A 14,178-nucleotide genomic window follows, 5' to 3' on the forward strand; every position below is an offset into this window, starting at 1 on the left:
TGGCATGGTAGATATTAAAGCTTTAGGAAATAGTGAACGAATAAATAATATTAATGCCTATTTACAAGGTAGTAATCCTTTAGCACTAAGTGAGGATATTACAAAATCAGTTTTAGCTTTAGAGGATGTATGTAGGGAGTCCATATCGGGAGAACAAGCAAAACGAGCTAAGATAGAAGGCTCGCCTCGCCTGAATAAGCCGATGATGGCAAAAGCTATGCTAAGTGCACAATCATCTTCGCAAGATAAAACATCTAATGCAATGGCCATACTGGTTGAAACATTTGCGACAATTCGTCGGTTGTTACATGAAGGTAATATTGGTGAACTAAGTAATCGGTTACAGCTTTTAAACCTTGAATCAGGTTCCTTACGAGAGAAAGGGAAGGAGTTACTTGATTCTTTCGCAAATTCGACAAAAAAAGCACTTAATATTAAACATCAATTAGATGAGGCCAAAGGTATTTTAGATTTAGGTAAAAATAAGTTGGCGAATACCTTAAATTTACTAGAGGAACATCAATTTTCTGTAGCAGATAATATAAATGATATTACGAATACAAAGGAAGAATTAAGCAATTGTGAACAACGATTAGAGAAAATAAATACTTTTGATAAACCTATTACAGAAGAAGTTTATAACCAAGAAGTTAATATTAAAAATAAAATAGAAGTGCTTACCAATAAACTCGAAGAGTTGACAAATAAACGTGATGCTTTAGAAAGCACAACAACTTTATTTAAAGCTAATGTTGGAACGTTAACTGAAAATGTCGATAAACTTCAAAATAATTATGAAGTTCTAATAAATAAAGAATATGAGCTTGTAAAAACTTCTGACGACGCCAGCCAAAAACTGAATGTATTTATGGAAACAGCACCTAGGTCTGTTGAGGTTGACGGTGAGAAATGGGAGAACACATTATCTCTCTTAACGATGCTGACGGCTCAGCTTAAAAAGGTTATGAATGAAGACTCTATTCGTAACATGAAAGAGCAAGAAGCAGTGATGATGAAAATCAATGAGGCCTCTCGGAAAGATTCTGATAACAAAGCAAAAGAGGCCGCGGAATCTGAACGTAAAGCGGCTGAAGCAAATAAAGCGGCATCTTGTGCCAGTAAAATTTTTAGTTATGTACTTTTAGCTGTTTCAGTGGTTGCTACCGTAGCTTCTTTTGGAACAGCAGCACCGTTAACACTTGCGATTGCAGCTATTGGTATTTCTATGGCGGTTGCGGACATTGTATTGGAAGAAACAGGGCACGGTAGCTTAATGCAGATGCTTGCTAATGAAATTTCTTCAGTAGTAACGGATGTATTGATTAAATTTGGTGTTGATGAAGATAAAGCTAAGCAGATTGGTAGCATCGTGGGAATGATTGTCGCTGCGATTGCATTTTTAGCTCTTTCGTTAATTTCTATGGGTTCAATGGCTAAAAATATCGTGAATACGGTGAAGAGTGCGGCTCAATTATTGCTCAAAAATGCGGATTCTTTACTCAAAAGTACAATTAAAGCCATGCCAAAAAATTTAACTAATGCATTGGGTAATATGGCAACCAAAACTGCAAAAGTGAGCGATTCAGTGGCTGATAGCACAGATGATATGGTGAAGTTAACGAAATTCACCAAGCTGGCAGACAAATTTGATGATGCAAAAGATACCGTGAAAACGACCGAAAACACGATAGCTAAAATCAAAAAAGTCGACACGGTGAAAAATCCAAGTGTAGCAATGGCCAAATTAGAAGTTACTGCAAGAGGCATGAATGCAGGGCTTACAGTTGCAAATGCAGCGACAACAGGAGGGTTAAATGTACACGCGGCATCAATGGGAGCCAAAATGAAAGAGATGCTTGCAGGTATGATGTTAAATAACTCTGCTATCGAAGCTATTACCGAGTTACTTAATCAATTAATTCAAGCTATGTCGAAAAACTATGAGCAGTTTGATGAAATGTTTGTATCAATGCTTAATGGCCTTCAAAAATCGGGTCAAAGTAAAGTCGATATGATGAATACCGCACGCTTTGCGTAAACTAAGGAGTAATTTTATATGACACCCATTATGACACAACCCGTTATAGCCAATAAAGCTGTTTTCAATGCTGAAGCATTAGGTAATAAAAAAGAGATATCTGTTTCAACTCATCCATCTGCTCGACAAGAAATTAATTTAGCAAGTTTGCCACAATTAACACTCGCAGAATTTTCAGATAAGCCGGTATTAAAGTCACCATCGAGTGGGGAAATAATGCCAGAACAATTAATGGGCGCCCTATCAGAGCTTGATTCAGACGAAATAGAAAAGGCGGCAATACGGTTAAGTGCATGTCCTCCTAAACTTGCTAATGAGTTGCATCATATTTTTAAAAATGCAGAACAAAAAGCGATTGAAAGCATTAGCTCCGCGAAGACGAGTGAATATATTGGTATTATCAGCAGTGATATTATTGTTGAAATATCAAAGCTTATCCGCAAAGTTGCATCCGAAATTAAAATCTCAGACCGCCAACTTAATGCAGCATTTAATATCTTAAGTGGCAAAATGGTGGCGGCAGCCGCCACATCTACCATTAAAGAAGGAAAAAAAATGATGGAGAGCGCCATGATTAATTTTGGCGTCTCATTAGGCGTAAGTGGTTTAGGTGCTGCATTCCAAGCGAAATCGTTACATACGCAAAATAAATCGATAAACACTAACTTAAAAACGGGTACTAATAATATTAATGCAGGTAATAAACTTAATGGTCATGCCTCTGAGTTAACAGGAAAAAATAACGGAAGTACCGTACTAAAAGGTAAGGACGGTAGTACTATTGAGTTGGTTGACCAAGCAACGGCGGGGCAGAAAACGTTAGTTGCGAAAAATATGCAAAATGCAGCGGATAGTACGAAAGCTCACGGCCAAAATCAGCTTAATGATCATAACAATATTGTCACCAAAGAGAGTGTGAAACGTGGTGTAGCAGAACAAGGGGCTCGCTTATCCGATAGCGCAGGGAATATGGCAGGGTCGGCATCACAAGCTGGGGCTAAAGCAGAAAGTGCTAGCGCGATGATAGAACAGGAAACGTCATCAGCAGCACGTAAAGTCTCTGAAAATGCAGAGAAAACGATGAGTGAAAGTACTGAGTTGTTGAAGAAAATGAATGAAGCATTAAGGGATATTCGTGATTCTAAAACGCGCACATTCCAATCTGCAATACGAGGGTAATAATGAGTTCAACATCATTGAACCTGTTGGCAAATATTCAGCTATCACGCGTAAATAATGTCGGTTTAATTGATAACAATCCTTCCCCTGTCGGGGAAGGTGTCTTGATTGATCCTAATTTGGATATCTATCAACAAGTCGTCAGTTATTATGAGCAATTATGTGATGAAATAGCCAAACCTATAGAAAGAACTAATATTGTTTTTGATCAGCTAAATGATATTTCTGAACAGGCAAACGCTTTAATCCGAGAATTAAAAATATCAGGGGACAACACCTCTAGAGTATTAATAAAGTTATCTGAAGAGTTCGCGACATTACCCAGTGGTGCGGCAACTCATTTTTTTCGTTCTCAGCCGATTGATGACGGTCGAAGCCATATTGGCGAAATTTCTAAAATAATAGATAATATTAATTCTGGATACCAAAAAGATTTCGGTAACATCATAAAATCGGCAACAAAATATATGCAGGATGTTAATACTGCTCTAGGAAAGATATCCGAATATATTAAAGCAGGGGATAGTGGGAAAATAAAATTTCAGCGAGTCAAGTTATTAAATCGACTCGATGATCTTTTTGAACCTTATACGGATCATAAAAAAGTCAGAGGAAATAAACCTCTGACCACAGAGCCTGATGATGATAATAGAGATTACTATAAGGATTGGTCTAAACCTAAAGATAGTGCCTGGGACTTATATGAAATGGAATATAGTGATTCCGCTTTTGCATTTTGGAAAAAAAAACTTGATGGTCAAGGGTTTGTTGTAGACACAAGAACACCAAACGGTAAAAAAGTTATTCGTATTTACCCAGACCTTAACCCACTTCGGGAAATTATGAAGACAATTTATGATGTTGAGGATACGAAAGACGGCTGGAAAACTGCAGGCGTGGACTTAATGGCTCAGACTGTACAAAGCCTGCAAACGGCAATTGATGCTCAAAAAAATGCAGTTAATAGTTCGGTTTCTCGTTTATTAGAGACTTTCCGCCAAGATAATAGTCATTTTGATACGTTAACTCAATTATTGATAAAGTTAATTCAAGAACTCAACCAATATAATAACGGTTTAGTTAATAGTTAGTATATATACGAGAAATTAATAATCGTTTATTATAAGGATAGCTTATGATGTCAATATCATCCATTCACAGCCCATGTAAGACTAGCATTAATAATATTAACCATAATCAAAAAATTAGCAGTGGGTTTTCTAATCAACTAAATAAAATTATCCCCTCGGGAACAGAAAGTTTATTACCTAAGAATAATATTAAAAATGAAATTAATATCTCTGGTGATGTTAATAAATTACATGCGAGTAACCATCAACAACAAATAGAAAAAATCACACAACTACTTAGTTCTTCTGACAGTCTTATTACTCATGAGATGGTTAAAAAGGTATTAAATGCTGGGGGGCATGGTTGTGCTTTGCAGCAGGAGATAAATCATAGACCTGAAAGTGCACTGGTAGTATTGACGTTATTTGAGCCCCAAGAAATACCACGAACATTACTTTCTGCAGCGACAGAGTTAGTTAAGAGTATAAATACAATAAATTTAAGTAAAGAGAAAAATGTTAAAGATATTTTAAATGGTCAACAGGAAAAAGTAGATACGCAACTCGCTAATTTTTTATTAACTAAAGGGAATAATGACTTGGTAACACGTTACCAAGAAAAGTATGTTTCCCCGGCTATTAAACAGCAATTAACTGCATATTTCCCTGATAATGAAATTCAAAGCCACTCAGTAGATAACTTTTTAGTCACGGAAGCAAATGATCAGTTAGACAGTGATATTTCTAAATTAATAATGGAATATAATAAAGTTCCTGCTAATCAGTATGGCGATAAGTATCAGCAATTGAATAATATATTCCGTAGTATAGAAAAAAAAATAGGCATCATTATGCCGTTAAAAGTCAAAATGAATTTAACGGAATCTGTGAAACAGGAAAGCTCTGACAATAAATTACCAAGTGATGAGATTGATGATACAACAACTATAATAAGTAATTGCACTAACTCACCATTGAGTGAGAATGCTGAGCAGGTTTCTTATCAAGGAGCTGATGTTAGTACAGATCAAGAACTCCCTTCATCAAATACATATGAAAATGGTAAGTCATTTGATGTTAATGAACTTTTATCACAAAGAAACGTAACATCACCACAAAGGGGATTGAACACAAGAAAAACAGAGCCTGTGCCAGATTACGATTCTCTTAATAGCGACGCTCAAAATGACCAAAAGGTTGAAATAATTAAATCGAATGTTCGTTCAGAAAGTCTTAACGGAGAGCCTTTATCCGTTGAGGAAGAAAATGTTATGAAATCGATTGAAGAGAGGTTTAAGTCCTCGGTTAAATTAGCCAGTGAAAGCAAGCAACCACTGAATATCACGCCTAAACTGGGTAGTCACTACGGTAGTTACTTAATCGACAAAAAAGTTCCTGAAGGTGTGAAACTCAGCAATAATAGAGAGCTAGTAAAGGAGAAATCAACCAAACCGGCAGAGACAGAATCGTTTTTGGCCATTAAAAATGCCTCTCACTATAGAACATCTTATATTGATGGTAGTGCTAAAGTTGTATTGTCTGCAGAAGGGCTAATGACACGTAATTTAAATGAAAAATTAGATTATGCGAAGCAGTCTCAAGGTGAATAAAATGACTTCATCGACAGAAATTCATTGGCAGTGGTTATTCGACCAAATTCATTTAATTCGAACCTATTCCGGCATTACAAATGATTTTACTCTTGATTCGGCATTAATTGCGGATGTACATATTGATTCTTTGGAAATGTTAGAGTTGATAGCAGCCATTGAGCAATATACTAAAGTCCCTATTCAGGATGAAATTTGGATGAAATGGTATAATTTACAGGATATTGTCGAGTATCTATTGAGTGTCAAATAAAAACAGAAAGCCATGGTATTTATTCGAGCATGGCTTTTGTTTATTTATTTCCTATCGTGTTATTTCAGTCATCTAAAATTCATATTTTTGTCATCAAGTGATAACGCTCACAAAATAGCATACCCTCGTTTGCTTAATTCTACGCGCGTAGACTATCCTTTAAGTAAATAAAAAACGCCAGTTAGATTTTTTGATTAATAGGCTTCGCGCCAACACCAAGGGTTTATCACTATGGCTACACAATTAAACATCGAGGCGAACCAACAAGCTGCGCAAGAACGGTTAAGTACACCAGAAGGAAAGAAAGATTTTCGGCGTGCGATTTTTTCTTGTTGGTTGGGCACAACCATGGAATATGCAGACTTTGCTCTCTATGGTTTAGCGGCAGGTATTATTTTCGGTGATGTTTTCTTCCCTGATGCAACGCCTATTATGGCGCTGTTATCCAGTTTTGCAGCCTATTCAGTCGGGTTTATTGCACGTCCGATTGGCGCGTTATTTTTTGGTTGGCTAGGTGATAAACATGGCCGAAAAATGGTTATGGTCATCACGATTGCATTGATGGGGCTATCCACCACACTCATTGGTGCGATACCCAGCCATGCACAAATTGGTGTTTGGGCGCCTGTTTGTTTGGTGATCCTAAGGTTTGCTCAAGGCTTAGGGGCGGGAGCTGAGCTATCCGGTGGTACTGTGATGCTAGGTGAATATGCGCCAGTAAAACGCCGTGGTTTAGTTTCTTCGATTATTGCATTAGGCTCCAACAGTGGAACATTACTGGCCTCAATGATTTGGCTGATAGTGTTACAAATGGACAAAGAAAGTTTGATGTCATGGGGATGGCGGATTCCTTTCCTTGGCAGTATTTTGATTGCATTGGCGGCATTATTTATTCGTCAACATATGCGTGAGACGCCAGTTTTTGAGCGGCAAAAAGAACAGCTTGCTGAAGAACGCCGCCTCGCATTGGAATCTGATGCTGTCGCTCACCCTGTAGATAACCGTTCATTTTGGCAAAAAACGCGTGCGTTTTGGACCATGGTCGGGTTGCGTATTGGTGAAAATGGGCCATCTTATCTTGCTCAAGGCTTTATTATTGGTTATGTCACCAAAATATTGTTGGTTGATAAATCTGTGCCAACAACGGCAGTTTTAATTGCTTCAATCCTTGGTTTTGCCATCATTCCATTTGCCGGGTGGTTATCAGATAAATTTGGGCGTCGGATTGTTTATCGCTGGTTCTGTTTTTTACTGATGTTGTATGCCGTGCCCGCTTTCATGTTATTAGACTCCCGAGAGCCAATGATTGTTATTCCAACCATTGTTATTGGGATGGGGTTAGCATCACTAGGGATTTTTGGCGTACAAGCAGCTTGGGGCGTGGAGTTATTTGGTGTACGTAATCGTTATACTAAAATGGCTTTCGCTAAAGAGCTTGGTTCTATTTTATCTGGTGGCACTGCGCCGCTGGTGGCATCTGCATTACTATCATGGACAGGGCATTGGTGGCCGATAGCCGTTTATTTTATTGCGATGGCATGTATTGGTTTAGTAACCACATTCTTTGCACCAGAAACGCGAGGCCGTGACCTAAATCTGCCAGAAGATGCGATATAAGTAAGCATGGCTGTATATAAAAGTCAGAGTGGCTGCTATTCTTTGGCAACGTCATGTTAGAAAAAGGAATTGCTGGGTGTCAGATACAAATGACCGTAAAGTGACGCGGGTAGATGTTGCCCGCGAAGCCGGAACCTCGGTTGCGGTAGTCAGTTATGTGATTAACAATGGCCCTCGTCCTGTTGCAGAGGCAACGCGGCAAAAGGTGTTAGCAGCAATCAAAAAAACGGGGTATCGGCCAAATGGTATTGCAAAAGCCCTAGCTTCAGGGAGCACGCAAACCTATGGGCTAGTGATCCCCGATATCTCTAACCCGTTTTTAGCTTCTATTGCCCATGCCTTGCAGCGTGAAGCGTTTAAATATGGGCATGTTTTGTTACTGGGGGATGCGGGGGATTCTCGGGTTCGTGAAAAAGAGCTGATTAATAACCTTTTGCTCAGGCAAGTTGAAGGGCTTATTTATACCAGTGTTGACCGGCATCCCTATGTTGATTTAATTCAGTCATCGGGCACGCCCTGTGTGATGCTTGATAGGATTGAGGCCGCAGAAGGGATCAGTACCATTCAAGTGAATGAGAAACTGGCCGCCTATAAAATTACCCGTCATCTCATTAAGCATGGTTATCAAAATATTGGCATTATTTGTGGCCCGAATGAGATGCTCAACACACAAGACCGCTTAAATGGCTGGAAAGCTGCGCTGACAGAAGCGGAGTTATCCATACAACAAAAATGGATTTTATCGGGGGAATACACCCGTGATTGGGGTTACCAAGCTATCTATCAGATGCGGGAAGAGGGATTCCCCGAAGCTATTTTTGCCACGAATGAATTGCAAGCTTTTGGCTGTTTAAAAGCCTTAGCAGAATTAAAATTACGCGTACCAGAAGATATTGCACTGGTATGTTTTAACGGTACCGTGCAATCAGAATATACTGTTCCAACTCTCACAACTGTTCGCCAGCCTGTTGATAAAATAGCGCAAAAAGCGATACACATCTTACAAAATTGGCCGCAAAAAGAAGCCATTTGTGAAGTGGAATTTGAATTACAAATCGGGCACTCATGTGGGTGCTGATTATTTATTGTTTCAGGGAAATTTATGCGTGTGATTATAGATTGCGACCCCGGTAATGGGGTCGTTGGTGCGAATGTTGATGATGGCCTAGCACTTGCGCTGGCTATCGCTGCACCTGAAATCAAATTGGAAATGATCACCACAGTTTCGGGTAATACACCTAGCGAAATTGGCTTTGACGTCGCCAGTCATTTAGTTTATTCACTGGGTGAAAATATTCCTGTTTATCGTGGTGCATCGTCAGCCTTGGTTGAAACTAGCGCACCATGGCGTGAACTACTCGATAACGGCGCTGAACGAGCGCAACTTACGCACCTATGGGATGGCCTTCCATCCATACCTAGCTTACCGAAGTCTATCCCAGAAGCCGCGTTACGTATTGGCGAGTTAGTTTGCCAGAACCCAAAACAAGTCACGATTATTGCCATTGGCCCATTAACCAATATCGCAATAGCAATGCAACTGTTTCCTGACATGGCTCAAAACGTGGCAGAGATAGTGATCATGGGGGCGGTTTTTAACGTGCCGGGGTACTTGAAAGACACCAATTTTGGCGTCGACCCTGAAGCGGCCTACGCGGTGCTTAATAGTGGAGCAAACCTGACTTTAGTGCCAATGGATGTCACCGTACAAACGCAAATGGTGCATGAGGATCTTGATAAGCTTGCTCAAATTGATACGCCACTGAGCCGTTTCCTTGTGGCAACAATGCGGCCGTGGATGGACTATTCACGTGCGACTCGTCATTTAGCGGGTTGTTGGATACATGATGTGTTAACCGTGGCATGGTTATTGGATAAGGGCCTGGTGACTTATGATAAAAAGCACGTAGGTATTGAGCTACAAGGAGCGCTGCGCGGTAAAAGCTTTTGTTATGACGCACTGCGCCTACGGGTCGGAGTTCCTGAACCAAAAACAAAGCCAATTACTGTGCTGCAATCCGTAGATAACTCAGGTTTATTAGATTTAATCTTTAATACGCTCAAACTGAAAAAATAACGTGGCAAGAATAGCGCCTATAGGCGCTATTCTTTTATCACTATGAAGCGGACTTTGGCATCATTCCGTGGGCTAAATGGCCTTTATGGAAAGTCGCGAACCTTGGGGAAATCCGTGCAACGGCCTCGGCAGAACAAGATGCATCAAGCAGCACAAAGCTGGCATCATCCCCTTTAGCTGGCCACACTTGTTGGCCTTTTTCATCTAACGGTAGAATATTGCCTGTTGCGATGGCCAGTGAACGGGACAGCGATAGCTCATCAGGGCGAGTATAAAGCTGCGCGTATAAATTGGCTTTTTCTAGCATATCGCCTAGGCCAAAGGGCGACCAATGGTCAATCACACTATCCGTTCCGGTCATCACAAACACCCCATTTTTATTTAGTGTTTTCAGTGGCATATGCAGTGTGCCAATCGGGACGGTAGAGGCAATGGTGATTTGCTGCTCAGCCAACTGTTTTGCCGTTTTTTCCGCTTGTTCAGGGGGGAGTGTTGCCAGTGCAAAGGCATGGCTGATGGTCACTTTACCGCGTAAGCTGCGGTTTTCATCCACCGTTTTAATCATATAATTGATAGCGGCAACGCCTGCAGGGCTCGTTTCATGCAGATGAATATCCACGCCTTTGTTGTAGTCCAATGCAATTTTGAACATCGAATCGAGAGACTTTTCCATCGCGCTATCTACATTGGTTGGGTCTAAACCGCCAACGTAATGAGCGCCCGCTTGCATGGCTTCACGCATTAAACCTTCTGACTTGGAATGTAATAAACCATGTTGTGGAAAGGCGACGATTTCGCAAGTTAGGTCTTGTTGGTGTTCACCAAGCACTTTTTGTAAGGCTTCTAAATTTTTTAAACCGGAAACGGGCTCGATATTACAATGGCTACGAGCAATGGTCGATCCTTGGGATTGGATCAGTGCGATCAGCGCATTCGCTCTTTCTTCCGTGAAAGGTTGTAACTCAGGTAGCAATTTTTGCTCTAACGCGATCATATCCATAATGGTTTTGCCTTCACGTGACTGTGGCGCTTGCCATGGCCCGCCATAGAAAGTTTTATCAAGGTGGATATGCATGTCACGAAAGGCCGGTAGCATCAGTTTGCCTTGCGCACTATAGGCATTTAATGTGCCATCAGCATGCTGTTTATTCGGTAAAACGGCTGCAATTTTACCGTCCCGGATTTCTACAGTGTGTAATGCGGTTTGGGTGCCGACGACCGTTGAATCTTGGTAATTAAAGCCAGTTTCGAGTAATACGTCATCGAGGTAATAATGTTTATCCGTAATACTGGACTGGCTTGCTTTTTGGCTAGTTTGGTCTTGAGCGGAGGCAAAGCTCGATACCGCGCCGAATAAAGTGCAAGCGGCTGCGACTTTAGCGCTGGTGGAAAGGAACTCTCTTCTGCCTGATGATTTTTCTGCTTTCATAGAAACTCCTAGTGATATCCATTTACTGTCGAATTTCCTGTTTTTAAGCGACACTTATCCACTCAGATCGTCATCAAACGATCTGAGGAATATTGCGGTTTGCGACTAACAAAAAATTCGCATGATCCAGATTATAGAAACTTACCCTTGAACAATATGGGTTCCCGTTTCACCGCGTAAGGCTTCTGGTAGCTTTTCAGGGGTGGTGATGATCACACGTTTACCGCCATTGGCAATAAACGATAGGCTGGCTTCAATCTTCGGTAACATGCTACCCGCTGGGAAATGGCCTTCTTCCATGTAGCGTTGCATGTCGCTAGTGCTGGTTTCGCCAAGTGCTTTTTGTTCAGGTTTGCCGAAGTGAATACACACTTTTTCGACACCTGTGGTGATAATTAAAATATCGGCATTGAGCTCTTTCGCCAGTAAAGTTGTTGAGAGGTCTTTATCAATCACCGCGTCAACACTTTTGTAGCCACCATTGCCGTTATCAATGACTGGAATACCGCCACCACCTGCAGCAACCACCACATAATTGTGTTCTGTTAAAGTGCGGATTGCTTGTGATTCAATCACACGTTTTGGTTCGGGGGAGGCCACCACACGGCGGTAACCGCGACCAGAGTCTTCAACAAAATGCCAGTTTGGGTTTTCTTGCTGTAATTGCTGAGCTTGTTGCTCAGTAAAAAATGCCCCAATCGGCTTGGTTGGCGCGCTAAAGTTTGGGTCGTTTTTATCGACTTCAACTTGTGTCACTACCGTAATTGCTTGGCGGTTATGGCGTTTCGCTAAGACGTTAGTCAAAGCTTGTTGAACTAAATAGCCAATTCCACCTTGAGTATCTGCCACACAGTTAGCCAGCGGTGTTAAAGGTAAACCTTCGGTTTCGTGTGCAATTTCTGCACGGCGCAAATCTAATCCAACTTGAGGTCCATTTCCATGGGTCAAAACAATGTTGTAATTACCTTCAAGCATGTCACTAATATGATGTGCGACTTCTTGAACGGCTTTTTCTTGAGCTTCGATAGACTGGCTGTTGTTATCTTTGATAATACTGTTGCCCCCGATGGCAACAACCACGAGTTCTTTCATTGTTAATGTTTCCTGAGACAGAGATTTAGCTGATAGTAGGTGTACAGCGCACACCTACTATAAAAGGTTGGCTTAGTTACACTGACTTACTGAGTTTCTCAGATTTTTCAGCTTGTTGTTCTTCCACCGATTTCCGGCTATCTAAAAAGTGTTTGAGTACAAATAAAGCTGCCATCATGAGGTATGCGTAAACAAACATCAAGGTTGAACCAGTAGCAATTCCGACCGCTGGGGAGTGAATAATTCCGAAGAATACTAATATTGCTCCCGCTGCAGCAGCAATGGCTCCACGCAGTGGTTGGTTGAGGATAGCAAAGATAGCAATACAGCCCCATAACATACTGGCTAACGGCGCACCGTTACCTAAATGAACTAGACCTTGGTAATAAACACCTTTGTGTAGCAAGGTTTCAACACCAATTGCACTCGCAGAGGTGCCCGCCGCGCCCATGACACTATTAACCATCGTCAATGCCCAGTTAGCAATCCATGGGAATAGACAGATAAAGATAACGGGAACTTCAATTTTTGGCGTTTCTCGCACAACTTGGTTGGCGGTGACGACACCGATAAACACCAGTATTGGCACGATAGCGGTCATTGGAATGATAGCTAACATAAAGGCACCGATACCGAATAATGGGACGATAAACATAGTGATACCGGATGCTAGGGTATAACCTACGCTAGCGCCCATGGCTTTCCAACCCGCATGGCCGACATAAACAGTGACAGGGAATGGGTTACCCATAAAACAGCCAACTGTAGACGATAAACCGTTAGCTAACATAACCTTACGAGTATTATATTCATCACCTGCAGCATGCGCACTTTCAATATTTTCAAGGTCGAAGATATAGTTTGCTAAGCCAAGTGGTACCGCAGACGCTAAGTAAGGCAGAGCGTGTGGCAGGCCTTGGAAGAAGCTATCAATATGTATGCCCGGCGGGTTGAAACCAAATGACGCCATTGAGTCTTTGATTGCTTCCGCACTTTGCAAGCCAGAAACCCATGCCAATACCGTACCGGCAATTAGCAGCAATAAGCCAGTTGGGATGCGAGCAAAAATCGGTTTTTTACCAAACCAGTTAATGAAAATTAATAACAGCACAATGAATGAAACCGTTGGTGCTTCAAACGCTTGCAGCATCGGGTTCATCGCTAGTAACAGTAATCCTAAACCTGACAAACAGGATAACAGTACGGTGCGAGGGATCATCTTACGGATGGTTTCACCTAAGAAAGAACCACCGACGAGGATCATTGACTCGACAAAACACCAAACTAGCGCAATTTGGATCGCAAATTCAGCATTCTGTGTTGTTTGGTAGACAGGCATGATGACTAAGAACGTCACCGTAAAGATAGAAGGCGCACTGGGCCCTGATGGTAAAGCGGTGACATCATTGCGTCCAGTTTGCTTTATCATTTGCTGGCCAAAGTAAGCATAGCTTACGCTGGCAAGTAAAACAGCGAAACCAAAGGCAGGAGCGATACGGCCGTAAACAATTTCTGATGGGATGCCGACAACGAAAATCAAGAGACCCATCATGGTGAGTAGGTTGGTTAGGTTATTGGTCATTAAGCCGAAGTAGGCGGCCAAATCCCCACGTTTCCATTTGATATTTAGTATATTCATAAAATACTCCCATACCCGTCATACTTTGAACCGCAGCGTTGTTGGCTGCGTTCATTCACCCTAGTCACATACTTGTGTATGCTCCTAGGGACTCATTTACTTGCCGCCTAGCTGCAATTCAAATTATTTAGGGTATACCCCTACATTTTGAGTTACAGCACTGTTTTTCAAATA

General features: G+C 41.3%; 11 protein-coding genes. 8 read left to right on the top strand and 3 right to left on the bottom strand.

All coding sequences use genetic code 11. The features are described 5' to 3' along the window. Positions 1–4 precede the first annotated feature (4 nt). The 8 genes from sctE to P3L40_RS00860 all read left to right on the top strand — a co-directional run bounded on the left by sctE (position 5) and on the right by P3L40_RS00860 (position 9,844). Positions 5–2,038 carry a type III secretion system translocon subunit SctE gene (gene sctE, locus P3L40_RS00825; RefSeq protein ID WP_210852452.1) on the top strand — a complete coding sequence of 678 codons (2,034 nt, stop codon included), beginning with the start codon at positions 5–7 and terminating at the stop codon, positions 2,036–2,038. Between the two features lie 18 nt (positions 2,039–2,056). Then, the gene (locus tag P3L40_RS00830) at positions 2,057–3,217 is read left to right on the top strand and encodes a hypothetical protein (protein ID WP_136134129.1); all 1,161 of its coding nucleotides are present in this window, start codon (positions 2,057–2,059) and stop codon (positions 3,215–3,217) included. A 2-nt stretch (positions 3,218–3,219) separates the two neighbouring features. Further along, the gene (locus tag P3L40_RS00835) at positions 3,220–4,308 is read left to right on the top strand and encodes an IpaD/SipD/SspD family type III secretion system needle tip protein (RefSeq protein WP_136134128.1); all 1,089 of its coding nucleotides are present in this window, start codon (positions 3,220–3,222) and stop codon (positions 4,306–4,308) included. Between the two features lie 44 nt (positions 4,309–4,352). Continuing rightward, entirely contained in the window at positions 4,353–5,897 is a 1,545-nt protein-coding gene (locus P3L40_RS00840; protein WP_136134127.1) for a hypothetical protein, read from the top strand. 1 nt (position 5,898) lies between these two features. Further along, positions 5,899–6,150 carry an acyl carrier protein gene (locus P3L40_RS00845; protein WP_164454824.1) on the top strand — a complete coding sequence of 84 codons (252 nt, stop codon included), beginning with the start codon at positions 5,899–5,901 and terminating at the stop codon, positions 6,148–6,150. 231 nt (positions 6,151–6,381) lie between these two features. Then, on the top strand, positions 6,382–7,767 hold the full coding sequence (locus P3L40_RS00850) for an MFS transporter (protein ID WP_004262975.1): 1,386 nt from the start codon (positions 6,382–6,384) through the stop codon (positions 7,765–7,767). Positions 7,768–7,843: 76 nt separating this feature from the next. Further along, complete coding sequence (locus tag P3L40_RS00855) at positions 7,844–8,845, top strand: LacI family DNA-binding transcriptional regulator (protein ID WP_164564282.1); 1,002 nt, start codon at positions 7,844–7,846, stop codon at positions 8,843–8,845. Between the two features lie 24 nt (positions 8,846–8,869). Further along, complete coding sequence (locus tag P3L40_RS00860; protein WP_136134125.1) at positions 8,870–9,844, top strand: nucleoside hydrolase; 975 nt, start codon at positions 8,870–8,872, stop codon at positions 9,842–9,844. 40 nt (positions 9,845–9,884) lie between these two features. On the opposite strand, the gene P3L40_RS00865 is transcribed toward P3L40_RS00860, so the two are convergent. From P3L40_RS00865 to P3L40_RS00875, 3 genes are all read right to left on the bottom strand, one after another. Then, the gene (locus P3L40_RS00865; RefSeq protein ID WP_196732183.1) at positions 9,885–11,273 is read right to left on the bottom strand and encodes an amidohydrolase family protein; all 1,389 of its coding nucleotides are present in this window, start codon (positions 11,271–11,273) and stop codon (positions 9,885–9,887) included. Positions 11,274–11,414: 141 nt separating this feature from the next. Further along, complete coding sequence (locus P3L40_RS00870) at positions 11,415–12,365, bottom strand: carbamate kinase family protein (protein WP_004262965.1); 951 nt, start codon at positions 12,363–12,365, stop codon at positions 11,415–11,417. A gap of 76 nt (positions 12,366–12,441) precedes the next feature. After that, positions 12,442–14,004 (bottom strand): hypothetical protein, encoded by a 1,563-nt coding sequence (locus tag P3L40_RS00875; RefSeq protein ID WP_004262962.1) that lies wholly within the window; start codon positions 14,002–14,004, stop codon positions 12,442–12,444. Positions 14,005–14,178 lie beyond the last annotated feature (174 nt).

It is taken from the genome of Providencia sp. PROV040 (assembly GCF_032706145.1).
In the GTDB taxonomy this organism is placed as follows: domain Bacteria; phylum Pseudomonadota; class Gammaproteobacteria; order Enterobacterales; family Enterobacteriaceae; genus Providencia; species Providencia hangzhouensis.

Excerpts from the sequence above, each read along its gene's own strand:
- sctE (WP_210852452.1), top strand. The coding sequence starts at position 5 with ATGGTAGATATTAAAGCTTTAGGAAATAGTGAACGAATAAATAATATT.
- P3L40_RS00830 (WP_136134129.1), top strand. The coding sequence starts at position 2,057 with ATGACACCCATTATGACACAACCCGTTATAGCCAATAAAGCTGTTTTC.
- P3L40_RS00835 (WP_136134128.1), top strand. The coding sequence starts at position 3,220 with ATGAGTTCAACATCATTGAACCTGTTGGCAAATATTCAGCTATCACGC.
- P3L40_RS00840 (WP_136134127.1), top strand. The coding sequence starts at position 4,353 with ATGATGTCAATATCATCCATTCACAGCCCATGTAAGACTAGCATTAAT.
- P3L40_RS00845 (WP_164454824.1), top strand. The coding sequence starts at position 5,899 with ATGACTTCATCGACAGAAATTCATTGGCAGTGGTTATTCGACCAAATT.
- P3L40_RS00850 (WP_004262975.1), top strand. The coding sequence starts at position 6,382 with ATGGCTACACAATTAAACATCGAGGCGAACCAACAAGCTGCGCAAGAA.
- P3L40_RS00860 (WP_136134125.1), top strand. The coding sequence starts at position 8,870 with ATGCGTGTGATTATAGATTGCGACCCCGGTAATGGGGTCGTTGGTGCG.
- P3L40_RS00865 (WP_196732183.1), bottom strand. The coding sequence starts at position 11,273 with ATGAAAGCAGAAAAATCATCAGGCAGAAGAGAGTTCCTTTCCACCAGC.
- P3L40_RS00870 (WP_004262965.1), bottom strand. The coding sequence starts at position 12,365 with ATGAAAGAACTCGTGGTTGTTGCCATCGGGGGCAACAGTATTATCAAA.
- P3L40_RS00875 (WP_004262962.1), bottom strand. The coding sequence starts at position 14,004 with ATGAATATACTAAATATCAAATGGAAACGTGGGGATTTGGCCGCCTAC.